Source organism: Anaerolineales bacterium, assembly GCA_025808555.1.
GTDB lineage: Bacteria > Chloroflexota > Anaerolineae > Anaerolineales > UBA11579 > JAMCZK01.
The window spans coordinates 536393-561910 of sequence record CP075526.1 but is presented as its reverse complement, the minus strand read 5'-3'; the positions used below and the strand labels follow the sequence as shown (position 1 = coordinate 561910).

Annotated in this window: 31 protein-coding genes; 15 read left to right on the top strand and 16 right to left on the bottom strand. The window is 61.0% G+C overall.

All coding sequences use genetic code 11. The features are described 5' to 3' along the window. Window positions 1-15: 15 nt before the first annotated feature. From KIT08_03075 to KIT08_03065, 3 genes are read right to left on the bottom strand one after another with little or no spacing between them, the layout of a single operon-like run. Window positions 16-831, bottom strand: a complete 816-nt coding sequence (locus KIT08_03075; protein UYN90229.1) for a phosphatase PAP2 family protein — start codon at window positions 829-831, stop codon at window positions 16-18. Window positions 832-839: 8 nt separating this feature from the next. Then, the gene (locus KIT08_03070; protein UYN90228.1) at window positions 840-1757 is read right to left on the bottom strand and encodes a hypothetical protein; all 918 of its coding nucleotides are present in this window, start codon (window positions 1755-1757) and stop codon (window positions 840-842) included. 30 nt (window positions 1758-1787) lie between these two features. After that, window positions 1788-2990, bottom strand: a complete 1203-nt coding sequence (locus KIT08_03065; GenBank protein UYN90227.1) for a hypothetical protein — start codon at window positions 2988-2990, stop codon at window positions 1788-1790. A 93-nt stretch (window positions 2991-3083) separates the two neighbouring features. Between KIT08_03065 and KIT08_03060 the strand changes: the two genes are divergently transcribed. Further along, the gene (locus KIT08_03060) at window positions 3084-3644 is read left to right on the top strand and encodes a metalloregulator ArsR/SmtB family transcription factor (protein ID UYN90226.1); all 561 of its coding nucleotides are present in this window, start codon (window positions 3084-3086) and stop codon (window positions 3642-3644) included. An 84-nt stretch (window positions 3645-3728) separates the two neighbouring features. On the opposite strand, the gene KIT08_03055 is transcribed toward KIT08_03060, so the two are convergent. From KIT08_03055 to KIT08_03045, 3 genes are all read right to left on the bottom strand, one after another. Then, entirely contained in the window at window positions 3729-4388 is a 660-nt protein-coding gene (locus KIT08_03055) for a NifU family protein (GenBank protein UYN90225.1), read from the bottom strand. Window positions 4389-4547: 159 nt separating this feature from the next. Next, on the bottom strand, window positions 4548-5705 hold the full coding sequence (locus KIT08_03050; GenBank protein ID UYN90224.1) for a sigma-70 family RNA polymerase sigma factor: 1158 nt from the start codon (window positions 5703-5705) through the stop codon (window positions 4548-4550). A 36-nt stretch (window positions 5706-5741) separates the two neighbouring features. Next, the gene (locus KIT08_03045) at window positions 5742-6290 is read right to left on the bottom strand and encodes a DUF177 domain-containing protein (protein UYN90223.1); all 549 of its coding nucleotides are present in this window, start codon (window positions 6288-6290) and stop codon (window positions 5742-5744) included. 234 nt (window positions 6291-6524) lie between these two features. Between KIT08_03045 and rdgB the strand changes: the two genes are divergently transcribed. The 8 genes from rdgB to KIT08_03005 all read left to right on the top strand — a co-directional run bounded on the left by rdgB (window position 6525) and on the right by KIT08_03005 (window position 13028). Then, the gene (gene rdgB / locus KIT08_03040; protein UYN90222.1) at window positions 6525-7139 is read left to right on the top strand and encodes an RdgB/HAM1 family non-canonical purine NTP pyrophosphatase; all 615 of its coding nucleotides are present in this window, start codon (window positions 6525-6527) and stop codon (window positions 7137-7139) included. Window positions 7140-7326: 187 nt separating this feature from the next. Next, a complete protein-coding gene (locus KIT08_03035) occupies window positions 7327-7815 on the top strand; it encodes a hypothetical protein (protein ID UYN90221.1) in 489 nt (162 codons plus the stop codon). A 2-nt stretch (window positions 7816-7817) separates the two neighbouring features. Next, window positions 7818-7997 carry a hypothetical protein gene (locus KIT08_03030; protein UYN90220.1) on the top strand — a complete coding sequence of 60 codons (180 nt, stop codon included), beginning with the start codon at window positions 7818-7820 and terminating at the stop codon, window positions 7995-7997. 160 nt (window positions 7998-8157) lie between these two features. After that, window positions 8158-8982, top strand: a complete 825-nt coding sequence (locus tag KIT08_03025) for a hypothetical protein (GenBank protein ID UYN90219.1) — start codon at window positions 8158-8160, stop codon at window positions 8980-8982. Between the two features lie 33 nt (window positions 8983-9015). Beyond that, a complete protein-coding gene (locus tag KIT08_03020) occupies window positions 9016-9861 on the top strand; it encodes a hypothetical protein (protein ID UYN90218.1) in 846 nt (281 codons plus the stop codon). Window positions 9862-10003: 142 nt separating this feature from the next. Further along, on the top strand, window positions 10004-10864 hold the full coding sequence (locus KIT08_03015) for a hypothetical protein (protein UYN90217.1): 861 nt from the start codon (window positions 10004-10006) through the stop codon (window positions 10862-10864). A 135-nt stretch (window positions 10865-10999) separates the two neighbouring features. After that, window positions 11000-11740: a hypothetical protein gene (locus KIT08_03010; protein UYN90216.1), complete on the top strand. Its 741-nt coding sequence runs from the start codon at window positions 11000-11002 to the stop codon at window positions 11738-11740. A gap of 106 nt (window positions 11741-11846) precedes the next feature. After that, window positions 11847-13028, top strand: a complete 1182-nt coding sequence (locus tag KIT08_03005; protein UYN90215.1) for a hypothetical protein — start codon at window positions 11847-11849, stop codon at window positions 13026-13028. 42 nt (window positions 13029-13070) lie between these two features. On the opposite strand, the gene KIT08_03000 is transcribed toward KIT08_03005, so the two are convergent. Continuing rightward, a complete protein-coding gene (locus KIT08_03000) occupies window positions 13071-13283 on the bottom strand; it encodes a cold-shock protein (protein ID UYN90214.1) in 213 nt (70 codons plus the stop codon). A gap of 198 nt (window positions 13284-13481) precedes the next feature. Here KIT08_03000 and KIT08_02995 point away from each other — a divergent pair, with 198 nt between their 5' ends. Further along, complete coding sequence (locus tag KIT08_02995) at window positions 13482-15140, top strand: HAMP domain-containing protein (protein UYN90213.1); 1659 nt, start codon at window positions 13482-13484, stop codon at window positions 15138-15140. Here KIT08_02995 and KIT08_02990 read toward each other — a convergent pair. From KIT08_02990 to KIT08_02980, 3 genes are read right to left on the bottom strand one after another with little or no spacing between them, the layout of a single operon-like run. Then, window positions 15137-15688: a hypothetical protein gene (locus tag KIT08_02990; GenBank protein UYN90212.1), complete on the bottom strand. Its 552-nt coding sequence runs from the start codon at window positions 15686-15688 to the stop codon at window positions 15137-15139. The genes KIT08_02995 and KIT08_02990 overlap by 4 nt on opposite strands. Before the next feature lie 5 nt (window positions 15689-15693). Next, window positions 15694-16563, bottom strand: a complete 870-nt coding sequence (locus tag KIT08_02985; protein UYN90211.1) for a hypothetical protein — start codon at window positions 16561-16563, stop codon at window positions 15694-15696. Continuing rightward, window positions 16563-17114 carry a sigma-70 family RNA polymerase sigma factor gene (locus KIT08_02980; protein ID UYN90210.1) on the bottom strand — a complete coding sequence of 184 codons (552 nt, stop codon included), beginning with the start codon at window positions 17112-17114 and terminating at the stop codon, window positions 16563-16565. Before KIT08_02980 ends, KIT08_02985 begins: the two co-directional genes overlap by 1 nt. A 107-nt stretch (window positions 17115-17221) precedes the next feature. Between KIT08_02980 and KIT08_02975 the strand changes: the two genes are divergently transcribed. Continuing rightward, window positions 17222-17440, top strand: a complete 219-nt coding sequence (locus KIT08_02975; GenBank protein ID UYN90209.1) for a hypothetical protein — start codon at window positions 17222-17224, stop codon at window positions 17438-17440. 95 nt (window positions 17441-17535) lie between these two features. Here KIT08_02975 and KIT08_02970 read toward each other — a convergent pair whose 3' ends face one another. Beyond that, window positions 17536-17898: a response regulator gene (locus KIT08_02970; GenBank protein UYN90208.1), complete on the bottom strand. Its 363-nt coding sequence runs from the start codon at window positions 17896-17898 to the stop codon at window positions 17536-17538. A gap of 271 nt (window positions 17899-18169) precedes the next feature. Here KIT08_02970 and KIT08_02965 point away from each other — a divergent pair, with 271 nt between their 5' ends. After that, window positions 18170-18385, top strand: coding sequence for a cold-shock protein (locus tag KIT08_02965; protein ID UYN90207.1), 216 nt, complete (start codon window positions 18170-18172; stop codon window positions 18383-18385). A gap of 65 nt (window positions 18386-18450) precedes the next feature. Here the strand turns inward: KIT08_02965 and KIT08_02960 are convergent, their stop codons facing one another. Next, window positions 18451-19875: an HD-GYP domain-containing protein gene (locus KIT08_02960; GenBank protein UYN90206.1), complete on the bottom strand. Its 1425-nt coding sequence runs from the start codon at window positions 19873-19875 to the stop codon at window positions 18451-18453. A 53-nt stretch (window positions 19876-19928) separates the two neighbouring features. On the opposite strand from KIT08_02960, the gene KIT08_02955 reads away from it, so the two are divergent. From KIT08_02955 to KIT08_02945, 3 genes are read left to right on the top strand one after another with little or no spacing between them, the layout of a single operon-like run. Beyond that, window positions 19929-20957 carry a hypothetical protein gene (locus tag KIT08_02955; protein ID UYN90205.1) on the top strand — a complete coding sequence of 343 codons (1029 nt, stop codon included), beginning with the start codon at window positions 19929-19931 and terminating at the stop codon, window positions 20955-20957. Further along, window positions 20954-21742 (top strand): ABC transporter permease, encoded by a 789-nt coding sequence (locus KIT08_02950; GenBank protein ID UYN90204.1) that lies wholly within the window; start codon window positions 20954-20956, stop codon window positions 21740-21742. Before KIT08_02955 ends, KIT08_02950 begins: the two co-directional genes overlap by 4 nt. Continuing rightward, window positions 21742-22416 carry a hypothetical protein gene (locus KIT08_02945; GenBank protein UYN90203.1) on the top strand — a complete coding sequence of 225 codons (675 nt, stop codon included), beginning with the start codon at window positions 21742-21744 and terminating at the stop codon, window positions 22414-22416. Before KIT08_02950 ends, KIT08_02945 begins: the two co-directional genes overlap by 1 nt. Before the next feature lie 57 nt (window positions 22417-22473). Here the strand turns inward: KIT08_02945 and KIT08_02940 are convergent, their stop codons facing one another. The 4 genes from KIT08_02940 to KIT08_02925 form a co-directional block, all read right to left on the bottom strand. Continuing rightward, window positions 22474-22680 carry a hypothetical protein gene (locus tag KIT08_02940; GenBank protein UYN90202.1) on the bottom strand — a complete coding sequence of 69 codons (207 nt, stop codon included), beginning with the start codon at window positions 22678-22680 and terminating at the stop codon, window positions 22474-22476. Window positions 22681-22858: 178 nt separating this feature from the next. Then, window positions 22859-23389 carry a hypothetical protein gene (locus tag KIT08_02935; protein ID UYN90201.1) on the bottom strand — a complete coding sequence of 177 codons (531 nt, stop codon included), beginning with the start codon at window positions 23387-23389 and terminating at the stop codon, window positions 22859-22861. Beyond that, on the bottom strand, window positions 23386-23856 hold the full coding sequence (locus tag KIT08_02930; GenBank protein ID UYN90200.1) for a PaaI family thioesterase: 471 nt from the start codon (window positions 23854-23856) through the stop codon (window positions 23386-23388). The genes KIT08_02935 and KIT08_02930 overlap by 4 nt, the downstream gene beginning before the upstream one ends. 99 nt (window positions 23857-23955) lie before the next feature. Next, entirely contained in the window at window positions 23956-25431 is a 1476-nt protein-coding gene (locus KIT08_02925) for an FHA domain-containing protein (protein UYN90199.1), read from the bottom strand. Window positions 25432-25518: the final 87 nt, after the last annotated feature.

Here is a 25518-nt window from a genome sequence, read left to right as displayed (position 1 = left end):
TTGAGTACCTAACGCTTATCCGAATACCAGAAAGAACGGCACCCAATAGGGATCGATCAGATTGGCCAGCGTACCCCACATCAGGCCCAGCAGCGCGCCACCCACCACATCGCGCGGGTAATGGGCGCCAACGTACATACGCGTGAAGCCGACTCCGGCCGCAATCGCATACATAAGCCCGCCCAACACCAGGCCAGGCTCCATCTGGTGGTTGAGCAGCGCGGCCAGAAAGAATATCTGCGAGGTATGCCCACTGGGGAACGAGCGCCCGGGTTCGCGCCAGCCTACGACGCGGGCATTGGGATTGGCGAGGAAGGGACGGGCGCGGTCTGTCAGCGCCTTGATCACTTCGACCATCAGGGAGAGGGTCAGGGTGCCCAGCACCAGTTGCAGCGAAAGATCGCGGTTGCTGCGCAGGAAATACACGGCCAGGCCGATGGCCAATATGCCGCTGCCCAGCTGGCTGAAGGTGCCCAGGGCAATATCCAGCCAGCGCGGGCGGCGGCCGCGCAGGTTGAAGAATAGGAAAGCGCGGTTATCAATCTCCTGGCCGCGGGCCCACAGCAGCGAGAGCGCCAGCAACCCCAGCGTCAACATGGGGACGATGAGGTTGCGCTGGAGGGTCATGGCGCGCCACAGGACTTCACGTTGCTCAGGCGGTGCATAGCTGAGCAGGAACAGCAAGCCGGCCAGGCAGGCCACAAAGATGCCGATGCGGTAGGGCAGCGGCCGCTTGTGAGCCCGCGGATCGGGCTTGACCTGCTCTTGCAGGCCTTCGACTTGGTCTTGCAGATTTTCAACGATGGGGGGATTGGAGGCTTTTTTGGGCATACAGTGAACTACTTTTTCTTCTTTTTATGCGGGCGGCGACCGGCCATTACGGTGAGCGCCTTGGGCAGCACTTCGATCTTGACCGGGCCACTGCCCAGTTCCAGACCATCGGTCATGATGTTCATGGCGGGCTTAGAGTCTAGCTTAAGTTGTTTTACCTGGAAGTGCTTGATCGATTCTTTCTCCACCGTGCCGGCCAGAGAGCGCAAAGCGAACGAAATGAAGTGGAACTTGCTCATATCAGAGAACACGAACACATCCAGCTTGCCGTCACGGTACGACACCTTTGGGTCGATCTGGATGTTAGGCCCGATGTAGGGCATGTTGGCCACCAACACCATGTGGCCGCTGGCGCCAACCTTACGGGCCCGGTCGAGTATGAGTTGGGCCTGGCTGGGTTCGGCGGCCATGAAGGTGCTCAGCCATTCGCCCACGCGGGTGATATCACCGTGCTGCAGCTCGTCGGTGATCTCGTACAGATCAGACAGCAAGCCAATGGTGGCCAGCTCGAGGAAGTGGCGCACCACGCCGCCGCTGCGCGCCCGGCCCACGTCAATGCGCAGAGCGTGGCCGCGGCGCAACAGCTTGACGGCTGAGAGGATGTCGGACGGGATGTTGAGATTGAGGGCCAGGTTGTTGCGCGTACCGACCGGGATGATGCCCAGGCGCAGGGGTGAATTGACCATGTTGTGGGCCACGCTATCCACCGTGCCGTCGCCGCCCGCCACCACCACCAGGCGGGTGCCGTCAGCCTGGGCTCGACGCACCACGTTGGCTACATCCATGTTGGGGTCGATCACAAATACTTCAGGGTGGATGTCGTTGGCTTGCATTGCCAGCAGGATATCCACCAGCTGCTGCGGCGACTCGCTCTGGTTGCCGGCGGTGTGGTTGTAGATCAGTTTGACGTGAAGAGCTTTAGCCATAGTGGAGTGAACGGCGCGGGCGGCGACGCGTTACAGCAGATGCCACCACAGCACTCCGTAAAGGTTAACCGCAACACCGGCAAGGATGAGCAGGCGGGCCAGGCGGAGTAATGGCGAGGACAGGGCGTTCGCCAGCAGCACCATCACAGGGAGCATAAAGTCAAGGCTGAAGCGATAGCCAAACTGCCACCAGCCGGTGTTGTAGTACAGCAGTAGCGGGATGACCAGCAAGCCGAGGGCAGTCCAGGCTCCGAGCGTAAGCGGGTTGCGTTTGCGCGCCCACACGAGATAGACCAGGGCTGGCGTGGTGATCAGCAGGCTCAGGCCATCGCCGTCTGCGGTGGGGCGGCGGGCTTCGGCGTCCCACACCGGCAGGGCAAACAGCATGGCGCGCAGGTTGCGCGGGATGTAGTGCGGGCTGAACTGGCCGTACTCGGCCAGGTCGGCCGCTAGGCGTGGGTTGACCTCGGCGTTGGCGTAACCAAAATCGAGAGGGTTGTGGAAGCGGGCCTGGTTGTAAGCCAGCAGGGCGGCGGCCACCAGCAGGATGGGCACCGCGGCCTGGGCGCCCCAGCGTAGAATGCGTCGCCAGTCAATGGATGACGTGCCATCCATGGCTACGATGCCGAGCAGGAGCGGAAAGCTGAGGGCGACGTTGGGGCGGGCGGCGACGGCCAGACCCAGCGCCAGGCCGGCCATCCAGGCCGGCCCGCGCTGCAAAGTGATGAGCACAGCCAGCGCCACGAAGGTGACGGTGCATATCTGGGCGATGAACCACACGCTGCCTTGGGTTGCCATGTACCAATGCACGCTTCCCAAACCGAAGAGCAGCGTGAGCCACAGATTGTCGGCTGTGTTGAGAGCGGTGAACTTGTGCTGGCTGAGCGCGCTGAGGATGAGGAATATCAGCGCCACATTGGCGGCGGCGAAGGCGGCGTTGAACACCACCGTGTTCACCGCGTCCACGCCGGCGGCTGCCACCCAGGGCAGCATGAGCAACGCGGGCAGGGGCGGGAAGGGTACATACCAGCGGCCGTTGAAGAAGGCGAGATCGATCGTAGTCGGCGGGTTGACGAGATGGAGCCGCCCGTGCAAGAACGCATCGGCCAGCAGGTTGAAGTAGGCTGCGTCACTTGTGTGGGCTTTGCCCAGTGCCTGGGCAAAGCCCCAATAGGCCAGGAAAGCGATGCCAAAACATAGCACCGCCAAGGCGCTTTTGTTGCGGATAGGCATGCGCTCAAGCCTATCATGGGCTGCCGCGCAACTTGACTTGCTAGCGCCAACGAATTATAATTAGATAAGTATCTAATTATTTAGACGGCGAATATGAGCGCTGAAACCGAACTGATCGAGTTTTTTAAAGCCTTGGCCGAGCCCAAACGGCTCAAGATCGCCGGCATCCTGGCCCAGGCACCGCATGCGGTGGAGGAGCTGGCCAGCCTGTTGCAGCTTTCAGAGGCGACCGTCTCGCATCACCTCAGCATCCTTGGCCGCGCCAATCTTGTGCGCGCCCGCGCGGACGGGCATTACAGCATCTACGAGTTGAACACGGACCGTCTGGAGAGCATGGCCGAGCGTCTGCTGGCCAAAGACACCTTGCCCGCCATGGCGGCCGATGTGGACATGCAAGCCTATGACCGTGCCGTGCTACGCAACTTCCGCGGGGCGGATGGCCGGTTGGCTACACTGCCTGCCCAACGCAGGAAACTAGAAGTCGTGCTGCGCCATGCGGCCAGCTTGTTCAAACCAGGCAAGCGCTATCCTGAAAACGAGGTCAACAAAATTCTGAGCCGCCTACACGCGGATACGGCCAGCCTGCGTCGTGGCCTCATCGAGTTCAAGCTGATGCAGCGCGCCAATGGAGAATACTGGCTAGTGTTTAGGTAGCCGTCGCCAACATCTAGTCCTGTCCGGTTAAACAAAAAGAGCACAAAGTACCTTTGTGCTCTTTATTTGTTTAGCCTTTTTTAGCTAGGCTAATGGGGATGCACCCATGCCTTGGGCGGCCTCTTGCGAGTAATACGGGTTCTCGCCCTCACCGTGTTCGGTGATGTCGATGACTTCTTTCACTTCAGGCACCGCATCCATAATGGCGCGCTCGATGCCCTGGCGTAGGGTTACGGCTGAGAGGCCGCAGCCCTGGCAGCCGCCGCCCATCTCTACATAGACCGATGTGTTCTTCACATCGGTCAATAACACCCAGCCACCGTGCCCGGCCACGCCGGGGTTGATGAAATCGTTGATGACTTGCTGCACTTGAATCGCCAGCGGCTCAGTCCAATCGGTACGCACGCGCTCGGCCGGGGGACCGAACGGGGTGGGCGGGTACTCGATGTTGAAACCCGCCGCATAGCGCTGATCGTCGTAGTCGACACGGCATCCCTTGACCTTATCGGCCACATCGGGCGCGAATAGAAAATCAAACTCGCCGGCGGGTTGAATGATGTCTTCAGGGGTGGCGTTGGTACGTTCCTGGAACTTGAACTCAGTCTGATAGCCGCCGCCAGGCAGCGTGCCACGGATGCCTACGCGCACCGCCAGCCCCTCTTTGCCGCGGGTGCGAATCAGCTCAGCGATCTTCTCGCTGGCTGCGGGAGTTATGTCCAATACTTGGGTGCTTGCCTCAGTCATTTGTTACCTTTCGCACTAGTATACCTTGCCTACTTTGTACTTAGTCGGTCTGCCGTGCTGCATTCTTACCATCTATCCCAGTGAGCCTAGATAGTGCGAGCTAGATGTAAAAAAAAGCCGCTCGTGCGAGCGGCTTTTTTGTTTTGCGCAGTTGCGGGGCTAGGTGCCCTGAATGTAATCGCGTAGTTGGCGGGCGCGTAGCGGGTGGCGCAGGCGGCGCAAGGCTTTGCCCTCGATCTGGCGGATGCGCTCACGGGTGAGGCCAAACTTCTCGCCGACTTCTTCGAGGGTGTAGTAGCGCCCGTTCTCGAGGCCGAAGCGCAGGCGCAGGATGCGGGCTTCACGCGGGCTGAGCGTACCGAGCACTTCGTGCACCTTCTGCTCCATCATGTTCTTGTAGGCGGTCTGGCTGGGGCTGGGGCTGTTCTCGTCTTCGACGAACATGCCCAGCTCGGAGTCTTCCTCGTCGCCGACCGGGCTCTCGAGCGAGAGCGGCAGCCAGCTGACGCGCAGCATCCAATCGATCTTGCCCACGTCCTCTTTCATCTCTTTGGCCAGTTCATCCAATGAGGGCGGCTGGCCGTTCTTCTGCTCCAGCGTGTGGGCGGTCTTGTACAGCAGGCGAATGCGATCGATCATGTGCACCGGCACACGGATGGTGCGCCCCTGATCGGCAATGGCGCGGGTAATGGTCTGGCGGATCCACCAGGTGGCATAGGTGGAGAAGCGGAAGCCGCGGCGGTGATCAAACTTGCTGACCGCTTTCATCAGGCCCAGGTTGCCCTCCTGAATCAGGTCGAGGAAGGGTACGCCGCGGCTCATGTACTTCTTGGCGATGCTGACCACCAGGCGCGTATTGGCGCGGATGAGATGGTCGCGCGCCTGGCGGCCATCTTCCACGATGGCTTCAAGCTGAGCGCGTTTCGAATCCTTGCCTTGCAGCTTCTTGAGTTGGGCCAGCGCTTTCTTGGCGGCCTCGATGCGCTTGGCCAGGCTGACCTCCTGCTCCATGTTGAGCAGGGGCACGGCCGACATTTCCTTCAGGTATAGGCCTACGGTGTCAATGACCTCGTCGGGCGGCAGTTCGTACGCTTCGGCGGCGTCCGCATCCGGCTCCGTGGTGCCGAGGGTGGCCAGGCTGTCGTCATCGGCGTCTTCATCGTTGGCGTAGTGCCAGCGCAGACGCTCAAAATCCTGCATCTCATCCGGCATGAAGCCGCCGGGGCTGGTGTTATTGGCCAGCTCCTCGAGCGGGTTGTCCTCGAACATCACCGGCTGCTCCGGTGCGTCGTCATCAGGATGGGACTGAAAAGACATAACTCCTCCTTGCGGTGGCTCAAGTACGCTACCGAGCTACTCTTTCGGGTCCAGCAGGTCTTTGAGGGCGGCGAAGCGCGGGTCGGCGGCCTCGTCGTCCGGGGTGGGTGGAGCATCGGCGGTGGCCTGGGTGTGGCCGCAATCGGTGTGGTTCAGGTTGGCACCGCACTCGCTGCACAGGCCCTTGCAGTCTGGCCGGCACAGCGGGGTGATGGGCATATCCAGTAGCAGGTACTCGCGGGCCAGCGGGGCCAGGTCAATTTGGTGGCTGGGTGGCACGAGCAGATGGGATTCGGTCACCGAGCGCTCGTCGAAGGCGTACAGCTCGGTGAAATCGGTGGCGATGGCCAGCTCAAAGGGGTCGAGGCAGCGGGCACAGTCGGCGGCGGTGCGGCCGCTGAGGTTGACCTGGGCGACGAGGCCCTGGGGGGTGCGGCCAAAGGTCACCGCACCCTTGAGGTCGGTCACGGTGAAATCATCGGAGAGCACCATTTCGCCCACGTCGAACTCGATGGTGCGGCTGTAACCGGCATCGGCTTTGACCAGGAAGCCTACATTTATGCGTAGAGGGTTGCTTTTAGCCATAGTTAGGGAAAAGTGGAGGGCCGGTTTGTGCGAAATTTAGCGTCCTGATTCAAAAAGAATCCTTTGCGACCTTGATTGCAAAGGATTCTGAATAAGTTTCGTGGATTATAACAAAAATTGCAGAATCGGTCAATCATCAACCGAAAATACGGGCAAATTGGCAGACTCAGCCCTGTTAGTACGGGTTTTGACAGAATGCTAGAGTCTTTGTTCTGAATCTTCTAGAATGGGATTATGCCCAAATTGCTGATCGCCACCAACAACCCCGGCAAGGTGGAGGAATTCCAGGCTTTGCTGGCCACCCAGCGCCTGCCGCTCCAGCTGTGCACCCCGGCCGAGCTGGGCCTGGCGCTCGACCCGCCCGAGACGGGCAGCACCTATATGGAGAATGCGGCCATCAAGGCCCTGGCCTTTGCCCAGGCCAGTGGGCTGCCGGCCCTGGCGGACGACAGCGGGCTGGAGGTGGCGGCCCTGGCGGGCGCGCCGGGGCTGCACTCGGCGCGCTATTCACCCAAGCCGGGCGCTACGGACGCCGACCGGCGGGCCTACCTGCTGGAGCAGCTGGCGGCGCAGGGCACGCCGCCGCCGTGGCCGGCCCGCTTTTATGCCGCGTTGTGCCTGGCGTTGCCGGATGGCCAGACCTTTTTTGCGGAAGGCGAGTGCGTGGGCGAGATCACCCTGGCCGAGCGCGGCAGCGGCGGTTTTGGCTACGATGCGTTGTTCGTGGTAGCCGGGACGGGGCTGACGATGGCGGAGCTGAGCTTTGAGCACAAGAACCAGCTGAGCCACCGGGCGCGGGCAGTGCAGGCGATGCGCGCGCAGCTTTCAGCGATTGATGGTCAGGCGTAAAGCCCATTTCATAAAAAGAAAATCAAGAGAGTCAAATCAAACCATCAAAGACAATCAGAGGCAAACCATCTGATTTCCTTTGATGGTTTCCGATTGGTCTTTTGGTGTTCGTTGACAACTGAACGCTTATAGCTAAGTCCGGCTATAATCAGATGAATCGATCAATCACGACCAAGGAACTCACTGAATGACCTACGAAGAAGTGCTGGAAAAAGCAGTAGCCGAAGGCGCCATCCGTGCCTATCGCTTGAGTGACAACACGGCCTATGCCTACCGCCTCAAGGACGGCAAGTATCAGGCGCGCAGCCTGGTAGGCCGCGACGGTAACTGGACGCTAGGCCCGGTGCTGGTGAGCGGCAAAGCCGTGGGCCGCACGGCCGACGGCTGGTACAACATTGTGGGCCTGCCGCACCGCGCCCAACCCATCGGCGGCGATGCCGCCGAGCACAACGCCGGCTACACCAACCTGAGCCTGCAACAGTGCTACAGCTGCAAGCAGTTCAAGCCGGTGGCCGAATTTGCCCGCGAGGGCGGCGACGCCCATCGTAGCTGGGAGTGCAACGAGTGCTATGAGCGCCGCAAGCGCGAGCTGGCCATGCTGGCCCCCGCCCGCCGTGGCGATTATCTGGACAAGGACACCCTGGTTTCCCCGCCACCCCAACAAGGAAAGATCTAAGCATGTCACTCCTAAAACTGTTCGCCATTGGTCTGGGGCTGATGGGCTTCATCTTCCTGCTGCAGGGGTTGGGGCTGACCGCCAGCCTGTGGCCCAGCTTTATGGACAACGATCTGCGCTGGTCGCTGGTGGGCATCGTTTCCATGGTGGCGGCCCTGCTGCTGTGGCAGCGCAAAGTCTAGCCAGCCTGCATATATACATGCCAAAATGCGCCGAGTACTCGGCGCATTTGCTTTAGGAAGGCACTCTAAAAGTACCATTGGGTGCATATGTTTTTGCGTGTTTAATCGTTGTAACCACTGGCTGTTTTTACGACTAGGCAGTCTTCCGGAGGAAAGAAAGATGCGTTCACATAAACTGTTATTGACCACATTCCTTGCGTTGGCAATGCTGTTGTCCGCCTGCGGCGGCATTAGCACTGAAGATGCGATCGCCACTGGCATTGCCCAGACCCAGCAGATCAGCCAGCTGGAAACGGCCGCGGCCGGCGGCAGCGCCAGCGCCACGCCGGCTGCGCAGCAGACGGCCGAGCCTACGGCCACCGAGGCCGGCGAGCCGACCTCGGCGATCGCCCTGGTGTCGGTGACCACCGACACCAATTGCCGCTCCGGCCCCAGCCAGCACTATCGCCTGGTGACCACCATTGCGGTGGGTCAGCAGGTGGAGGTGCTCAAGACCTTTGCCGGCTCGGACTATGTAGTGGTGAAGAACCCCAACAGCAGCGGCGACTGCTGGCTGTGGTTGCGCTACGCCAACACCAGCGATTTCAGCGCCTACAACCTGCCCACCGCCACCCAGCCGCCCACGCCCACACCCACCATCACGCCTTCGCCCACGCCGTCCTTTGACTGGTCGGGCAACTGGACCATCCGCGTGTTCCATGGCGGTGTGGAGCGCACCGGTGCGATGAGCTGCTCGGTGACCGGCATGAACCTGACCTGCAGCGCGGTGACCAACCCAGGTGCCTTCGCCTATTCCTTCACCGGCACGATCACCAACGGCCACCAGGATGCCAGCGGCACCTTTGGCGGCACGGGCAGCGGCAACTGGCAGGCCCACATCACTGCACCGGGCTCGGCCCAGTTCATTGGCAACCTGGATATGGGTAGTTGGGAGTTCTGCGGCACGCGTTCCGGGGGCTTCCCCAACCCATGCAAGTGGCCTTAGAATGGTGAACTCTTTCAATAGTAAGGAGTCACGATGACTATTCGTAAAGTCACACTCGTAGTCCTGGTTGGCCTGTCATTGCTGTTGGCTGCCTGCGGCGGCCTCAGCACCGAAGATGCGATCGCCACCGGCATCGCCCAGACCATGCAGATCAGCCAGTTGGAGACGGCCGCCGCCGGCAACAACGGCGGTGGCGGTGCGGCTACCAGCGCGCCGGATGCTGCCACGGCAACCGACGGCAGCACTGAGCCAACCAGCACACTGGTGCCGACCTTGGGCACCGCGTTCGTCTCGGTGACGCAGGATACCAACTGCCGCTCAGGCCCCAGCGTGGCCTACCGGCTGATCACGACGATCACGGCCGGGCAGCAGGTGGAGGTGCTCAAGACCTTCCCCAGCTCGGAGTATGTGGTGGTGAAGAACCCCAACAACTCAGGGGACTGTTGGCTGTGGCTGCGCTATGCCACCGCCACGGACTTCACGGCTTACGACCTGCCGGCGGCGACTCAGCCGCCGACCCCCACGGCAACCTTGACGCCTACGGCGACGCCTACGCCACTGCCTAGCTTTGGCGGCAGTTGGACAAGCAAGACTCATCTGGGCGCTACGGTCTACACTGATAGCATCAACTTTTCGATCTCGGGTAATAACATCAGTGGAACGACCAGCTGGGCCGGGTTTACATACACCTTTACGGGCACGCTCTCTGGTGGAGGCCAGCAGGCCAGCGGCAGCTGGACTAGCACGGTACCCAGCAGCGGCAGTTGGAGCGCCTTCCTGCTGAACAACAACCAGTTCAACGGCAATATTGGCGGTGGCTGGTCGTTCTGCGGCTGGCGCGGCGGGGCGGGTGAGCCCGGCACGTGCCTGGCGCCGTAAGTTAGCCCTTTTATGTTTCCTGCAGGTGGCGCAGCAATTGCTGCGCCACCTGTTTTTAATCTTGCGGGCAGCGAAACCGCCGCCCACAAGGTAAGATAGACATCGCTGTGTTTGAGCGCACTTTTGCTCTGGAGGACGAACGATGACTCGAAAGTTAAGCCTTTTGATTATTTTGATCGCGGCGGTGGGGTTGCAAGCCTGCGCTCCGGCCGATGTAGCCGGACTGGTGGCGACCGGCATTGCCGGCACACAACAGGCCGGCAGTCTGCTCACCGAGGCCGCGGTGGCCAACCAGCCGGCGGCGACCAACACGCCGGAAGCGGCTGCACCCACGCCTGAGCCGACCGCAGAAGCCACCCAGGTGGTGAACGTGCCACCGGCCGCCAGCAGCTCTGGAGCGATGGTGACGGTTTCGCGCGATACCAATTGCCGCTCAGGCCCAGGCAGCCAGTACACTTGGCGCGGCGTGTTCCGCGCCGGGCAGCAGACCGAAGTGCTCAAGGTCTACAGCGCCGGCCACTATGTCGTCGTGGTGGATCCTTCGGGCGAGGGCGAGTGCTGGCTGTGGCTTGGCTACGCCAGCCCCACCAGCTTTGAAGCGTACAACCTGCCTGAGGCTGTCAAGCCCCCGCTGCCGGTGGTCATTCAGCCTGGCCCCACCGCCACGCCAATCTACACCTGGGTGGGTGAGTGGAACGTGCGCGTGGTGGATATGGGCTCGGGCATGATCCGCAATGGCGTGATCTCGTTCCATCGTTCGGGCGAGGTCATCACCGGCACGGTCATCCTTGCGCCCGACAACATCACCTACGAGCTGGCCGGCTCCATGATGCCGGGCCACGTCAAGGTGGCTGGCGATTTTATCCAAGCGACCAATACAGGCGGCTGGGCGGCTACGATGAACAACAGCCTGGTGCAGTTCTCCGGCAATATCAATGGCGTCTTTGAGTTGTGCGGCTGGCGCAACAGCAGCCAGATGCCCAACACCTGCTACGCTCCATAAACGTACCCGATCCATTCGAGAGCAAAGCGGGCGGCCCATGGCCGCCCGCTTTTTTTGTGCGCTTGCAAATCAGGGCACGCCTGGCATGAATCTTGTATAGTTTTTCAGCAACTCTATGGATAAATGGAACGTGCTATGAAAAACTCACGCAATTACGCTTTGCTTTTGCTCGCCGCTGTCGTTTTGATGGCGGTGGCCGTGGCCTGTGTGCGCTCTGCGCCGCTGGCTTCGGATGAAGACCCCGGCCAGGCCACTGAGAAAGTGGCCCAGACGGCAGATGCCCAGATCCAGCAGACGCTGGATGCGCTGCTAGGCCAGGCCACGGTAGACAGCGCGCCGACCTCAACGCCGACCCCGTTGCCGACCGCCACCGAGCCGGCGGTGGAGCCGACCGCCACGCTGGAGGCTGCCCAGCTGACCGCCCTGGCGGCGGCGCTGACGCCGACTGCCACGCTGGCCGAGACGACCGAAGCCACGCCGACCGCCACCGGCACGGTAGCCAGCGCCACCGCGCCGTGCTATGCGGCACGCTACGTGTACGACGAGACCTATCCTGACGGCACGCGCGTCAACCCCGGCCAGGCGATGGCCAAGACCTGGCGCCTGCAGAACGTAGGCACCTGTGACTGGCGCGCCGGCCAATACGAGCTGTTCTTTGTAGGCGGCAACCGCATGAACGGCAGCTCGCCGCTCACCATTACGTACGGTGTTCCGGCAGGCGGCTATGCCAACTTCACCATCAACCTGGTGGCCCCGCCCACGCCGGGCACGCACCGCGGCGAATGGGTGTTGCGCTTTGACGGCACCCAGCAGGTGGGCGTTGGCCCTGACTACAACCTGCCGATCTGGATCGAAGTGATCGTGCGTGGCGAATAGGTCATTGCCCTAACCGTGATCAGCCTAACGAGGGCAGTACAAGCGTACTGCCCTCGTTTTTTTGGCCTTGCTTGCTCTAGGCTTGTTTTTACAGTAGAGTACGCCCATGCGTGGGCTTGTGTCTCTTGTGTTGCTGGCTGTGCTGCTTTCCGCGTGCACGTTCCCCATTGCGCCGCAATCCGTGGCGCAACCGGGCGGCCTGCCGGATGCGCCTGCCGAGCAGGCCCAGCCTACACCTGTACCCAGTTTTGATGAACTGCTGCGCATGGCACAGGATGCGGCCAACGCCGCCGATTGGGGCGCAGCGATCGCTTATTTAGATGCAGCGTTGGCGGTGCAGCCAGACAATGTTCAGGCCTATTGGCAGCGCGGCATGGCGCAGCATGCCGCCGGCAACCTGGACGCGGCCCTGGCCGACCTTGACCAGGCGCTAGCGCTGGACGCCAACCTGGCTTCCGGCTACCAGAGCCGCGGCCTGCTGCATGCCCAGCGCGGCGACGGGAGCGCGGCTTTGGCCGACTTGACGCATGCCATCGAGCTGCTGCCCACGTTTGCGCAGGCCTATCGCAACCGGGCCGAGCTGCAGCGTACGCTGGGCAACTACACCGCGGCCAGCTTTGACCTCCAGGTCTACCTGGGCCTGGTGCCCAACACGCCGGAGGCCGCCGCGCTGCAAGCCGAGATCGACGCCCTGCAGCAGCAGGCGGTGGCCCAGGCGGGCGAGCAGGGCCTGTTGTTCGTAGATGATTTCTCGAACCCGGCCAGCGGCTGGTACAGCAACGGCGGGCCGGACAGCTCGGGCAGTTATTGGGAGGGTGGCTACCTGCTAACGCAAACCCCGCCCAACTCCGTGGTGTGGGCGGTGCCCGGGCGCATCGTCACCGATACGCTAGTGCAGGTCACGGCCACCAAGCTGGGTGGGAACGACAACAACATTTTTGGCCTGTTGTGCCGGGTGCAGGGTACCGGGCAAACTGGCGACTTTTACGCGTTCCTCATCAGCAGTGACGGTTATTTCGGTATTGCTAAAAAGAGTGGAGAGACACTGGGCTTGATCGGGCAGGAGATGATGCTGCGGCATTCTGCCATTCGATTGGGAGGCGAGCCGAATGTGATCACGGCGGTGTGCTCCGGCAGTCGGCTGGCGTTGTATGTGAACGGGGAGTTCGTGGTGGAAGCTGCAGATGACCAGTACAGGAGCGGGCAGGTGGGCTTGCTGGCGGGCAGCCTGGACGAGGGTAGTACCCAGATCCTCTTCGATGACTTCACTGTGAGGGCTGAGCCGTAGGAATAAAAAAGCCCCGCCAGAGCGGGGCTTTTGCGTTGCTACTTAGTCTATGACTGCAACGTCTTGTGCCTGCGGGCCTTTGTCGCTGTCGCCAACCACAAACTCCACCCGCTGGCCCTCCTTCAGGGTACGGAAGCCTTCAGCCACAATGGCGCTGAAGTGGACGAAGATGTCTCCGCCCGAGTCGCGCTCCAGAAATCCGTACCCTTTCGCGCTGTTAAACCACTTGACCGTCCCCTTTTCCTTCTCTGCCATGCTAAAAAATCTCCTCTCCGATGTTGAAGCGGGGCCAGGCTCTCTCCCAGCCGTACAGGCCCAGGACAATTTCATGCTTGCGAAATTGTTTGGCTGGATTGTACTTATGCGTAGAATCATGTCAAGCATAGTTGTACACACAAAACAAACAGCTTAAAATCCTGCTGGGCTCAGTTTTAGCCCAAGAAAGCGTAGTACATGTCATTCCTGCGTAGGTTCTATGTACCTCTGTTGGTGCAGATCACGGTGCCATATCTGCTGCTGGCGCTTGCCGTTTCTGCTGGGGCAACCTATATCGCTTCCAATCTCATTTTGGAATCGGTTGAGGAGCGCTTTGCCAACCAGTTGATCGCCACGGGGGTGCAAGTGCAGGAGAGCCTGGTGCGAAAAGAGGCTGAAGTGTTGGTAAACCTGCGCTTGCTCAGCAACATTCAGGGAGTAGGCGAAGCTGTCCAGGCGCGCAGCGCAGGGGATCTGGAAGTTCAATTATTGCCAGTAGCGCTAAACAATGGAGTGGAGTATCTGGCTGTGTTGTCTTCCAGTGGGCAGGTGCTGCTTAGCATGGAAATGATCATGGGCGGCTATAACGCAGTTGAGCCGCCGGCGGGACTGGCGAACCAGTTATTAGTAAGGAATGTGCTGGCAGGGGTAGTGGATGACAGCGGCGATAAGTTCACTGCCGTTCTGGACTTCCCGGAGGGCCCCATATTGACTCTCAGCGGCCCTATAAACCAGCAGGGCGAGGTAGTTGGCGTGCTCTTAGTGGGAAGGCGCGTGGATAGCCTGGCAAATGCTCTGCGCGAGGAAAGCCTGGCGCAAGTGAGCTTTTACCGGACAGACGGCCAGGTACTGACAAGTACTCTGGCTGAGGCGCGCCCGCTGACCAACGTGCAGGCTGAAGTTGTGCTGAGCAACCAAGACAGCGGCAGCCTGATCCTGCCACTGGAAGACGCCAGCATCAGTTACAGCGAAATTCACACTGTGTGGGCAGTGCGAGGCCAGGCTGAAGGTATTGTTGGTGTTTCATTGGCGACCAACTTTCTGGTGCAGGCCACCCAGCTTACGCGCAATAACGCATTGTTGCTTACCACAGGCTCAGCCGTGCTGGTGATGTTGGTGGGTTTGTGGACCGCCGGGCGCATCACAGAGCCGATCAGCCGCCTAAAGGCCGCTGCCCAGCAGGCGGCTGCTGGTAATCTGCACGTCAGCGTGCCGGCCCAGGGCCGGGATGAGATCGGCGTGCTGGCAGAGTCCTTCAATCATATGCTGGGAAGCCTCAACGAATCCAAGCAGGAATTGCTTGAGGCTTACGAAAAGACGATCGAAGGCTGGGCGCGGGCGACCGACCTGCGCGACCACGAAACCGAAGGTCACAGCCGCCGCGTGGCCGAGCTGACCGTGGCGCTGGCTCGCAGCATGGGCATTGGTGAAGAGGCACTGGTGGATATCCGCCGCGGGGCGTTGCTGCATGATATTGGCAAGATCGCCGTGCCGGATTCAATCCTATTGAAGGCCGGCAGATTGACAAATGAACAATTGGCAGTCATGCGCAGGCACCCTGAACGTGCGCGTGAGTTTATTGAGCAAATTGGCTTCCTAAAGCCCGCGCTAACTATTCCATACTGCCATCACGAGCGCTGGGATGGTACCGGTTACCCAAGAGGGTTGAAAGGCACCCAGATACCGCTCGAGGCGCGTATCTTTGCAGTTGTTGATGTATGGGATGCGCTTATTTCAGACAGACCATATCGCAATGCCATGGCGCCGGAAAATGCAATGGCTTACATTGTTGAGCAATCAGGCCGCCACTTTGATCCAAGCGTGGTGGAGGCATTTCGTAAATTGATGAGCCGTTAGGGCGAGTTGCCCTGGCCCTTGCCTTGTCCGTTGCCCTGGCCTTGGCCATTGCCCTGCCCTTGGCCATTGCCCTGGCCTTGGCCGTTGCCCTGGCCGTTGCCCTGCCCTTGGCCATTGCCCTGGCCAGGAGATTCTGGCTCAACCATTGGCGGTACGTTTATCTCGGTAGGCACTGGCGTTGGCGCTGTTTTTGTAGCCGTGGGGGTAGCCTGCACAATTGGTTGAGCGGGTAAAGTGTCAACCTCCGGCTCGCTGGCATTGCTCAAATTGCCCAATGCGCCAGAGTTATTCGTATCCGCAGTGACGCCGCTATCGCGTAAAACTTCTTCAAGTAGTTCAGGGTCCACAGCGGGAAAGGCCATGTTGGCCTGATCCTGACCATAATCCGCCAGCGATGCGGAGCGCAGGACCACGGGGGCAAACTGGTCTATATCAAAAGACCCGGCGTTGGCAATGCTGTAATTGAGCCATAGCGAAAAGAGCACTACGATTGGCACCAACCAACGGATGCGCAGTTCAAGCAGCGGTGAAACCTTGACTTGCTTCATGGTGTTTATTTGTCCAAGCTAAGAATTCCGCGTGCGGTGTCAATCACATTCTGAAGCTGCTCAATAATACTATCCTTGCCAGTTTCTGACGAAGGGTTTTCACCAATTGAACCGGCTGGCGCCTCAGGTTTGCTTGGCGATACTGAGGGTATCGCTGGCACGACCAGTTGAATCTGCTCAACCGGCGTGGAAAGCGGAACCTGCACAGGGTTGGCGGTGATGAGCACATCCAGCGTGGGCAGGATGGTGAAGACTTCGTCCACCGTGGTGCCGGCCGCCTCAAGGGCGGATTGCACCAGGTCACGCTGGCCGTGCAAGGCCTGTTGGGCCGAAAGGGCACGGTCTGGCAGAGCTTCCAGGTCGTTGCGCAGCACGTCCAGTGCGCTGGCGTAGGCGCTCAGCGCGGCAGGCACGCGGGTTGGATCACCCTCCACGGCCAGCAGCTCTTCAAGGCGGCGCTGGGCGATCTGCAGGTCAGCCTGCACCGGGTTGCTGTGCAAGCTTCGCCACACCTGCTCACTATAAAGCTTCCAGGCGTGCAGGGTCTCGCCCGGCAGGGCGCTTTGCGCCATGACGGTGGTGGCGGTTGCCAGGGTCAGCACCACGGCCGCTAGGCTGCCAGCCAGCTTAAAAAGCAGGCTGCGGCCGCGGTTATGCGGCCGGGTAGCCATCTGGCCTTCCAGCTGGGCGCGACCGCGCGTTTTGAAGGCAGCCGGGGGCAAAGTTCCGCCAGCCTGGCTAATCTGCAGCGTTACCTTTAACAGGGGTTCCAGCTGTGTCCGGTGTTCCGGGTACAGCGCCAGGGCCTCTGTAAGGCTCTTGCCCTGCTGCACCAGTTCAATGGCGCCATCCAGGGCGCGTTCAAGATCGGTCACTAGTTCTCCATCAGTTTGGCCAGGGTTTGCAACCCCCGCATTTGCAAAGCCCGTACGGCCCCCTGACGCTTGCCTAAAATTTTTGCCACTTCTTCTGTATCAAGACCATGAACGAGCTTGAGGGTCAAGACGTTACGCTGGTCCTCGGTGAGATGGTGCATTAAGTTAAGAATATTCTCAGCTTCCAGTTTGAGCGCCACCCCGTCCGAAACGGAGTGGGCATTCTTATCGGTGACATTGATCGCCGCTTCCAGCGGGGCGACTTCCTTACGAGTGCGGTAATGGTCGATCACCGCATTGCGCGCAATGCGGAACAACCAGGCCCGGAAGGGTAGGCCGCGCTGCTGGTACTTGCCCAGTTTCTCCCATGCACGCAGAAAGACCCCGGAGGTGATGTCTTCCGCGGTCTGTTGGTCTTCGACGCGGATGTAGATAAAACGAAAGATGCTATCGACATAAGCGTCGTATAGCACCGCGAAGGCTTGCTGCCCACCGTTGATGGCTTCGCGAACGATTTGTTCTTCGCGAACCAGTTGCTTGCTATTTGCCAAAGACGAAACGTCCGTTCTGCCTTCGAGTATATCTCACGGGTGGATAAAACACGAAGGCGTAATACCCAGGCTGCGCGCTCGTTCTCCGAATAGTTCTGGAGGCAAACATGAAAACACCTGCAATGCGTTGGTTAAGCGTGTGCATGTTAATTCTGGTAGTGGCCAGCTTGCTGCTGGCGGGTTGCCAAGGTCAATTGGGGATTGACCTCTCGCTGGGCGAAGGGGAGGGCGGCAGTGGCGGCGACGCGGGGCAAGCCCTCAGCAATCCTGTTGTGTTGCTGGTACTGCTCGTAGTCGTGCTGGCGCTGGCGTTGGGCCGACGGTGATGATGAGCGAACTGCCACAGATGGTCTTGTTCCTGCTGGTGCTGGCGATTGCCGTGGGGGCGGGGGTTGCCATCTTAACGCGGCCACGTGCGTAGTCAGGCCAGCTGGGCGTCTACTGCTTCCATAAAGCTGCTGACGCGGTATGGCTTGTGCAGCAGGCCGCTGAAGCCGTTCTCGCCCAGGCTGGGCTGCAGCGCGGCGGCCGGGGTGGCCGTGCAGGCCAGCACCGGCGTGCGTTCCAGCCCGGCTACGGTGCGCAGACGGGTTAGAAAAGTCTGGGCGTTTATATCCGGCAGCCAGTAGTCATAGACGATCAGATCAGGTTTGTGCTCGATGGCCAGTTTGAGCCCTTCTTCGCCAGTGGGCGCGATATACACATCATGGCCATAGCGGCGCAATATCTGAGCGGCCAGCTCGGCGCTATCTGGCATATCCTCGATTACTAGGATTTTTGGCATCGCGATTGATTATTATCCGACCTAATAAAGCTGATAACTACTGCTATCGTAGCATGGGCTGCTTACTATGCCCCTAACAGTTTTGTCAGAGCTCGTGTGTTTTATGCCCTGTTTTGTGGGCTTTTGCCCCAAATGTCAGATGATTGACAGGCCAGATTTGCCCATGCTAGAATCCCGGCTAGTGCTAGCAGTTGTCAAACAGTTGGGCGTTCCACTGATAGACGAGCCATCGTCAGACCTCTAGCAACTTTGAGAAAGGAGGCTCCGGATCATGGCTGAACGCGTAACTGGCGAAGTCAAGTGGTTTAACGCCACCAAGGGTTTTGGCTTCATCAAACGTGATGATGGCGAAGATGTGTTTGTACACTTCAGCGCCATTGTCGGTGAGGGCTATCGCTCCTTGGAGGAAGGCCAGCGAGTTGAGTTCGTTGTTGTCCAGGGCCAAAAAGGCCCCCAGGCGCAAGACGTTACTCCTGTACTTTCCTAAGTTAGCACTGAGTTCTCGCAAGAATAAAGCGGCGCCGCAAGGCGCCGCTTTCAGTTTAAGGCGGGTTACGAATGCATCAAGCGTATCTGGCCGTCGTGCACCAGCTGCAGCCAGACGGTCACCAGCTGCGGGTCGAACTGGGTGCCGCTGTTCTGCTGCATGTAGCTGAGGGCCTCGTCCACTGACCAGGCGTGCCGGTAGGCCCGGCTGGAGGTGAGCGCGTCGAACACATCGCTGACCGCCATGATGCGGGCCAGCAGCGGGATCTGCTCACCGGGTAGCCGATCCGGGTAGCCAGTGCCATCCATGCGTTCGTGGTGCCAGCGCACGATGGCCAGCTCATCACCCATCAGGCCCAGGCCGGCGCACATCTCGTAGCCGGCCGTGGTGTGGGCCTCGATGGCCTTGCGCTCCTCGGGGGTCAGCGGGCCGGTCTTGTTGAGGATCTCGCGGGAAACTTGCAGCTTGCCCACGTCGTGCATCTCGCCGCCCTGCACCAGCGCGCGCAGTTGCTCCGGCCGCAGCGCCAGCGCCTGGCCCAGGCGCAATGCGCCGTGGGCCACGCGGTGCTGGTGGCCGGCGGTGTACGGGTCACGGATCTCGGTGGCGCGCACCAGGTTGCGCACCGGCTCGCCGATGCCAGCCTGGATCTGCTCTTCAGGATTGGCGCTGAACAGGCCTTGCAGTGCCAGCATGGGCGTACCCGGGCGGCGGTATTGGCGCGCCAGGCCAATGATGCACACCAGGACGCAGCCCAGCAGCAGGAAGTGATAGATCCACCAGCTCAGATAGAAAGTCTGCCCGGTGATGACGATGAGCTGCGAAACGGCGATCCAGCCGGCCGTGTATGTGACGGCCAGCTGGAAGGGGAAGCTTGTGTAACGGTATGAGCGCCAATAACGCCAGAAGGCTATGCTGGCCATGAATAAGGTCACTGCCGTGGCGAAGTAGCGCAAAGGGTTCTGGTTGACCGGGATCCAATTCACAATGTCTGGCTGGCGCAGGGCGTACAGGCCGAAAGCAAGCAAGGCAAGTACGTAAGCTGTAAGCAACAAACTTGGCCTGCGGCCAAGCAAGCTATTGATCCGGTGAGTGGTGGGCAAGGCTGAGATCAACAGCCAGAAGCTGGTTGTAAGTAGAGCCAGCTGCACGGCCACGCCAACCAGGGCGTTGGGGCCAAGCAGAAAGCCCGGCGTGGCGAGCCCATGGACACTGAACAGCCCTGCAAGCGAAATGAAGGCCAGCGAGACATAAAGCACCTGCAGGTTGCGCTGGCGGATGCCGATCACGCCAACTACGATGGCGATGAGTAGCGAGAACAGCGAGGTAGCGCTGACGATCTGAAAATGCTCTGCGGGGTGCTGCAGATGCAGATCGTGTTGCGGGATCAGATAACGGAGAATGATGTACAGCAGAAGAGGGAGGAAGATCCCTAGAAACGGATTGCGATAGGTCAGCAAACCCGAGAAGCGCCGCGATAAATTGCCCATGCGCTACCAGCACGGGATTATAGCAGTGTACTGCTGGCGTTTATACTGCATGAATGCATAGGCGCACCGCTCTTTTGCTGGCGCTGGTAGCCGGCCTGCTGGTGACGTGCCGGGCTATAACGCCAGAGCCGCCCGGCGCCACGCCTACCAGTACGCTGATGCTGGAGGCTTTTGTGCCATCGCTGGAGGAGGCGCCAGCCGAGACGGCGGCGCCCACCAGCCAGCCGCTGGCGACTGCGCCAGCGGTGGGCTTGCCCGCCGAACGCGATACCGACCAGCCGTACTCCACCCATGACCAGCCCGATGATGTAGACGGCTACCAGGTGCACTTTGTGTACGCGCTGCCCAGCGATGGGAAGGATGGCTTTTTGGATGTTAGCGGCGAGATCGAGCTGTCTGCCAGCGCCATGAACTATTGGCTGCACAACAAGACTGGCCAGCGTCTGCGCTACGACACGGCCAACGGCAAGCTGGATATTACGTTCATCCGCCTGCCGTATACGGCTGACGAGATCAGCCAGGAATATCGCAGCATCAACGGTCTGCTGGAGCACTGGCTCAAGATCACCGGCCGCGCCAAGGAGAACAAGCTGTACATTGTGTACTACGACGGTTTTGTGGTCACCAACGAAGGCTACTGTGGGCTGGCCCCGGTGCCGCCCAACGGCATCGGCCAGACGGCGGTATTGCTGCTGCGCGGCTACAACCCCACCCGGGATCTGACCTGCCCGCGCAATTTCACCCGCTCGGCGGATTACACCGGCTTCTTTGAAGCCACCATCCTGCACGAGCTGCTGCACATGCTGGGCATGGTGGGCGAGTGCGCCCCCAACTACAACGGGAACCACGTCAGCGACCACCCGCAGGACCTGATGTATCACCAGTACGACGGCACCTATTCGCCGCTGTTCATGTACCTGGACTACGGCAACGACGACTACTACAACCACGGTCGGGCAGACTGCCCCGACCTGGCGCGCTCCATCTTTTTGGAGCCGCTGCCGGATGGTGCCGAGCTGCCGCCGCGCTGGAGCGACACCATCCGCAATATTCCGCCTGACCCCATTGGGGGCATGCAGTGAAGCGTCCATCCACCACCTGGCTGCTGGTGCTTCCCGGCGTGCTGCTGAGCGTGTTCCTGGGCCTGCCGGTGGCGGCCATGCTGCTGGAAGGCCTGACGCCCGACCTGCTGACGCGGCTGAGCCAGGCGCAGGCCGTCTCGGCCCTGCGCCTGAGCCTGAGCACCAGCCTGGCCAGCACGCTGCTAGCGATCGTGCTGGGCGCGCCGCTGGCGTTCGCCCTGGCGCGCTGGCGCTTCCGCGGCAAGGCGCTGATCGAGCTCATCGTAGACCTGCCCATCGTGCTGCCGCCCTCGGTGGCAGGCTTGGCGCTGCTACTGGCGTTTGGCCGCCGCGGCCTGCTGGGCGGCAGCCTGGTGGCTTGGGGCGTCAGCCTGCCGTTCACCACGCTGGCGGTGGTGCTGGCCCAGCTGTTCGTAGCCGCTCCGCTGTTCGTGCGGGCGGCACGCCTGGGCTTTATTAATGTAGACAAGGAGCTCGAGGAATCAGCCGTTACCGAGGGCGCCAGCAACTGGCAGCTCTTTCGCTATGTCATGGTGCCCACCGCTGGCACCAGCCTGATCAGCGGTGGGCTGCTGTGTCTGGCGCGGGCGCTGGGCGAGTTCGGCGCCACCCTGCTGTTCGCCGGCAATCTCATGGGGCGCACGCAGACTATGCCGCTGGCTATTTACATCGGCCTGGAGAGCGACCGCGGCGTCGCCATCGCCCTCTCGCTGATCCTGCTGGGCGTATCGGCCGTGCTGTTGGCCTTGCTGCGCAGCCTGGAGCAGAACTGGAGGCCCGGCTAATGGCCCGTGGCCGCTACCTGGGGCGGATCGAGCTGCGCAAGCTGCCCGCCGAGCTGGCCAAGCGCTATTTGCTGGAGTGGCACCCGCGCCGCCTGGCGCTGGAATCGGGCAGCTTCCCCCCGCTGACCTCGCAGGCTCTTTTCGGCAACGAGCTGCCGCTGGAGGTCGAGATTGGGGCCGGTACGGGCGAATTCGCCCTGAGCCTGGCCGCCGCCGACCCGGCTGCCAATGTGCTCGCTATCGAAATTTCCAACCGTTCGGCCCACTGGGCGGCCTGGCTGGCCGCCGAGGCGGGGCTGCCCAACCTGAAGGTGCTGCGGGCCGATTTCAAACTGCTGGGGCCAATGCTGCCGCCAGGGGGCTGGCGGAGGGCCTACTTGCACTTCCCTGACCCGCAACACAAGCCTGCCGATGCCAAGCGCATCATTTTCAACGAGGTTTTTTTGGACGCCATGGCCCGCACCCTGGAGCCGGGCGGCCAGTTGAGCGTAGTGAGCGATGCGCCGGCTTTCTTTACGCAAATGCTGGAGCTGGCCGAAGGGGATGCCCACTTTGCCAAGGCTCATCCTGAGCGCTACCTGGAAGGCTTTGAGCCGCGGGTCAAATCACGCTTTCAGCTGATATGGGAGCGCAAAGCCCGCACACCCCGCCAATTCGTACTTACCCGCCTGTGAGCGGGAAAACAAAAAACGGCCCGCAGGCCGTTTTTTGTTGTTACAGAGTACCGGGCGCTAGGCGGCCGGTTGGGTCTTCTTGAGTACCGGCAGGCCGGTCTTCATCTCGGCTACTTCGTAGCCGGAGGGCAGCATGTCCACCGAACCCTCTTTGACTTCCTTCGAGAAGAAGTACAGGGTGGTGGTGCCTCCGCTCTTGTTGGGCCTGGAGCGAGAGTGCAGGTAGTAGGTGGTGCCTTTGGAATTGGTGAAAGAATATGCCATAGTCCTCTCCTTTATGAGGTCTCGAATTTGCTGCCGGTTGGATTTATCCGAAGCTACTTAAGTTTAACATTCGGGCTCTAGAGGTGCAATGGAAAAAAGCCCCTAAAAATTAGCACAAATGTTTGACTTTTGAAGGCTTGTGTGGTCGCCTTCGGCGTGGCCTTTAGGTAGCTTGGCCTTACTCCTCAACCTCTTCAGGCGTCAGCAGCTCCTCCAGCTTGGCGACGAAGGGATCGTGCTGGCCGCTTTCCAGCCCTTCACGGGGGACATACAGCATCTGGTCGCTGAAGGTAAGCAGCCAGGTGCTATCGCCCCGGTACTGGATGGACTGGATGTGCTCCACCGGCACCACGACCTTCTCGTCGTTCTGCTCGATGTGCAGCTTTTTGCCCCTGATCTGCAGGGTAGTGAGCGGAGCATCCGGCCCGAAGAGCTTCTCCTTGCGCAGCGAGACCAGGTAGACGTTGAACAGCGGCCCTACGGTGTAGGCCAGGCCGCGCCAGAAGACGTACAGGCCCAGCAGCACGGCGGGCAGGCGCAGCCACCAGGCCTCGGTGCGGTCAAAGGTGAGCACAATAATGAGAGAGCCGAGCAGCATGACCAGCGGCCCGCCGGCTACCCGGCGCAGGGTCTGCACCCCGCCGCTGTAGTAGGTGGCCAGGTAATTGTCTGAGAACTGCTCAAAGGTGGGGCGGTAGCTTACTTTCATGGCTGCTCCGGGGGCTCAGGGATGCGCACGCCCAACACCTCGCCGCGGGCGGTCTCCACGCCGCCGGCCAGCAGGCTGCAGCGCACGAAGGTTTTGCGGCCTTCCACGCGCTCCACCCGGGCGCGCAGCTCCAGCGGCTGGCCGTTGAGCGGGGTGGGCTTCAGGTAATCCACCTTGAGGGAACCAGTGACGTAGGTGATGAGCGGCTGGGTACCGATCACGCGCCCTTCAGTGCGGTGGGCGTGGGCCATGCACAGGCCGATGCAGTGGCAATCCACCAGGGTGGCGATGATGCCGCCGTTGAGCACACCCTTGTGCCCGCTGAAGTGCTCGGCGGGGGTGTAGTGGGCTACGGCTTCCTCGCCGTCCCAGTAGCTTTTGATGTGCAGCCCGTGGTGGTTGTTGCGTCCGCAGCCCCAGCAGTCGGCGCGGGCGTCAAGGTATTGGTCCTGAAAGGCAATCGACATGCCCCAAGTTTAACCGCTGGGAGCGATAGTTTCCGCAGGCTTGTTTTAAAACTCACTCAGCAATTGCCCTTCGCTGCGCTCAGGGCGACACGAATTTGCCTAGCGGAAGATGACTTCGCTGGCCTGTACGGGCTGGTTGCGTTCTTTGATATGCACTTCGCCCAGGTCTTGGAGTTTGTATTGGCCGCGAATGGCCTCGGCGGTCTCGGGGCCAACCACGATGCCGTTGGGCTGGGCCAGTTTCTGCAGCCCGGCGGCAATGTTGACCGCATCGCCCAGCACGGTCAGCTCCACGCGCTCCTTGGTGCTGACGTAGCCGGCCACGGCGTTGCCGGTGTTGATGCCAGCCCGCACCTGGATGGGGCGCTCAGCGCTCTGGTAGCGTACGGTGGCCAGGTGCAGCACCTCCAGCGCGGCGGCAACCGCGTCTGCTTCAGGGTTGCCCTTGCCGCTCATGCCGAACACGGCCATTACGCCATCGCCCAAGTACTTATCCAGCAGGCCGCCGTGCTGGAAGACGATGTCGGTCACGTCTTGATAATAGCGTTCGAGCAGCTCCCCGAATTTCTTGGCGCCCATCTGCTCAGCCAGGCCGTTGGAGCCGGCAATATCCACGAACAGCACGGTCAGGCGCTGCTCGGTGAGCTGCGGCAGGTTGCCGCTGCTCAGGTAGTTGCGCAGCAGCAACTCGGCCTCCACCGGGGCCACGAAGCGCTGCAACAGCTGGCGGATGCGCTGCTCCTCGCGCACGCGCTCCATCAGAGTGACGCGCTCGATGGTGAGGGCGGCCAGGTGGCCGACCGCCACGGCCAGCTGCATGTCGCGCTGGCCGAAGTAGCGCGTGTCTTTGCGGTTCTTGACGATGTAAATGAGGGCAATGGTCTTGTCGTTGCTGATGACCGGCACGCACAGCACGGTATGGATGTTGAGCTGGCGGGCGGTGTTCTCCATCAGGCTGCGGGTCTGCGGCTCCTTGCTGGGCAGCAACACCGCGCTGCGCTGCTGGATGGCGGTCTGGGCGATGGTGCGCGGGAAGCCCAACTCCTCCAGGCGTGGGAAGTCTTTGGCGACAATGACCTGGCACTGGTCGGCGCCCAGGGTCACCTGCAGCAGGCGGCTGACCTCTTTCAGGGCTACCTCAACATCAAGGATGTTGTTGAGCTGCTGGATGACCTCGTACAGCAGCACGGCGTGATTGTCGAAGGATTCGAGCAGCAGCTCGCGGCTGAAGGGTTGCAGGCCGCGGGCGGCCAGCTCCTCTTCTGCGCTGAGGGCTTGCTGGGTGACGAGGATCTCGTACAGGCCGATGCGCACCACATCATTGGCGCTGAGCTTGAAGTCAAAATTCTCAGTGATGCGGCGGCGGTTGATGTAAGTGCCGTTGCGGCTGCCCTGGTCACGGATGGTGATGGTGTTGGTTTCGCTGTCCAGGTGGATCTGGGCGTGCTGGCGCGAGGCGGCCTCGTCGCCGATCAGGATGTCGTTATCCTGGCGGCGACCGATGGTGTTCGAGCCTGGCTTGAGGATGTATTCGGTGGGTTTGCTGTCCGGCGAGCGGACGGTGAGAGTCCACATAGGCGAATGTAACGTCATTCTAAGACGTTCAACCACACTGTGCAAGCTACGTATGCAGCAAAGCTGCGTACGTAGCTTGCACAGTGT

Excerpts from the sequence above, each read along its gene's own strand:
- KIT08_03075 (UYN90229.1), bottom strand. The coding sequence starts at position 831 with ATGCCCAAAAAAGCCTCCAATCCCCCCATCGTTGAAAATCTGCAAGAC.
- KIT08_03070 (UYN90228.1), bottom strand. The coding sequence starts at position 1,757 with ATGGCTAAAGCTCTTCACGTCAAACTGATCTACAACCACACCGCCGGC.
- KIT08_03065 (UYN90227.1), bottom strand. The coding sequence starts at position 2,990 with ATGCCTATCCGCAACAAAAGCGCCTTGGCGGTGCTATGTTTTGGCATC.
- KIT08_03060 (UYN90226.1), top strand. The coding sequence starts at position 3,084 with ATGAGCGCTGAAACCGAACTGATCGAGTTTTTTAAAGCCTTGGCCGAG.
- KIT08_03055 (UYN90225.1), bottom strand. The coding sequence starts at position 4,388 with ATGACTGAGGCAAGCACCCAAGTATTGGACATAACTCCCGCAGCCAGC.
- KIT08_03050 (UYN90224.1), bottom strand. The coding sequence starts at position 5,705 with ATGTCTTTTCAGTCCCATCCTGATGACGACGCACCGGAGCAGCCGGTG.
- KIT08_03045 (UYN90223.1), bottom strand. The coding sequence starts at position 6,290 with ATGGCTAAAAGCAACCCTCTACGCATAAATGTAGGCTTCCTGGTCAAA.
- rdgB (UYN90222.1), top strand. The coding sequence starts at position 6,525 with ATGCCCAAATTGCTGATCGCCACCAACAACCCCGGCAAGGTGGAGGAA.
- KIT08_03035 (UYN90221.1), top strand. The coding sequence starts at position 7,327 with ATGACCTACGAAGAAGTGCTGGAAAAAGCAGTAGCCGAAGGCGCCATC.
- KIT08_03030 (UYN90220.1), top strand. The coding sequence starts at position 7,818 with ATGTCACTCCTAAAACTGTTCGCCATTGGTCTGGGGCTGATGGGCTTC.
- KIT08_03025 (UYN90219.1), top strand. The coding sequence starts at position 8,158 with ATGCGTTCACATAAACTGTTATTGACCACATTCCTTGCGTTGGCAATG.
- KIT08_03020 (UYN90218.1), top strand. The coding sequence starts at position 9,016 with ATGACTATTCGTAAAGTCACACTCGTAGTCCTGGTTGGCCTGTCATTG.
- KIT08_03015 (UYN90217.1), top strand. The coding sequence starts at position 10,004 with ATGACTCGAAAGTTAAGCCTTTTGATTATTTTGATCGCGGCGGTGGGG.
- KIT08_03010 (UYN90216.1), top strand. The coding sequence starts at position 11,000 with ATGAAAAACTCACGCAATTACGCTTTGCTTTTGCTCGCCGCTGTCGTT.
- KIT08_03005 (UYN90215.1), top strand. The coding sequence starts at position 11,847 with ATGCGTGGGCTTGTGTCTCTTGTGTTGCTGGCTGTGCTGCTTTCCGCG.
- KIT08_03000 (UYN90214.1), bottom strand. The coding sequence starts at position 13,283 with ATGGCAGAGAAGGAAAAGGGGACGGTCAAGTGGTTTAACAGCGCGAAA.
- KIT08_02995 (UYN90213.1), top strand. The coding sequence starts at position 13,482 with ATGTCATTCCTGCGTAGGTTCTATGTACCTCTGTTGGTGCAGATCACG.
- KIT08_02990 (UYN90212.1), bottom strand. The coding sequence starts at position 15,688 with ATGAAGCAAGTCAAGGTTTCACCGCTGCTTGAACTGCGCATCCGTTGG.
- KIT08_02975 (UYN90209.1), top strand. The coding sequence starts at position 17,222 with ATGAAAACACCTGCAATGCGTTGGTTAAGCGTGTGCATGTTAATTCTG.
- KIT08_02970 (UYN90208.1), bottom strand. The coding sequence starts at position 17,898 with ATGCCAAAAATCCTAGTAATCGAGGATATGCCAGATAGCGCCGAGCTG.
- KIT08_02965 (UYN90207.1), top strand. The coding sequence starts at position 18,170 with ATGGCTGAACGCGTAACTGGCGAAGTCAAGTGGTTTAACGCCACCAAG.
- KIT08_02960 (UYN90206.1), bottom strand. The coding sequence starts at position 19,875 with ATGGGCAATTTATCGCGGCGCTTCTCGGGTTTGCTGACCTATCGCAAT.
- KIT08_02955 (UYN90205.1), top strand. The coding sequence starts at position 19,929 with ATGCATAGGCGCACCGCTCTTTTGCTGGCGCTGGTAGCCGGCCTGCTG.
- KIT08_02945 (UYN90203.1), top strand. The coding sequence starts at position 21,742 with ATGGCCCGTGGCCGCTACCTGGGGCGGATCGAGCTGCGCAAGCTGCCC.
- KIT08_02940 (UYN90202.1), bottom strand. The coding sequence starts at position 22,680 with ATGGCATATTCTTTCACCAATTCCAAAGGCACCACCTACTACCTGCAC.
- KIT08_02935 (UYN90201.1), bottom strand. The coding sequence starts at position 23,389 with ATGAAAGTAAGCTACCGCCCCACCTTTGAGCAGTTCTCAGACAATTAC.
- KIT08_02930 (UYN90200.1), bottom strand. The coding sequence starts at position 23,856 with ATGTCGATTGCCTTTCAGGACCAATACCTTGACGCCCGCGCCGACTGC.
- KIT08_02925 (UYN90199.1), bottom strand. The coding sequence starts at position 25,431 with ATGTGGACTCTCACCGTCCGCTCGCCGGACAGCAAACCCACCGAATAC.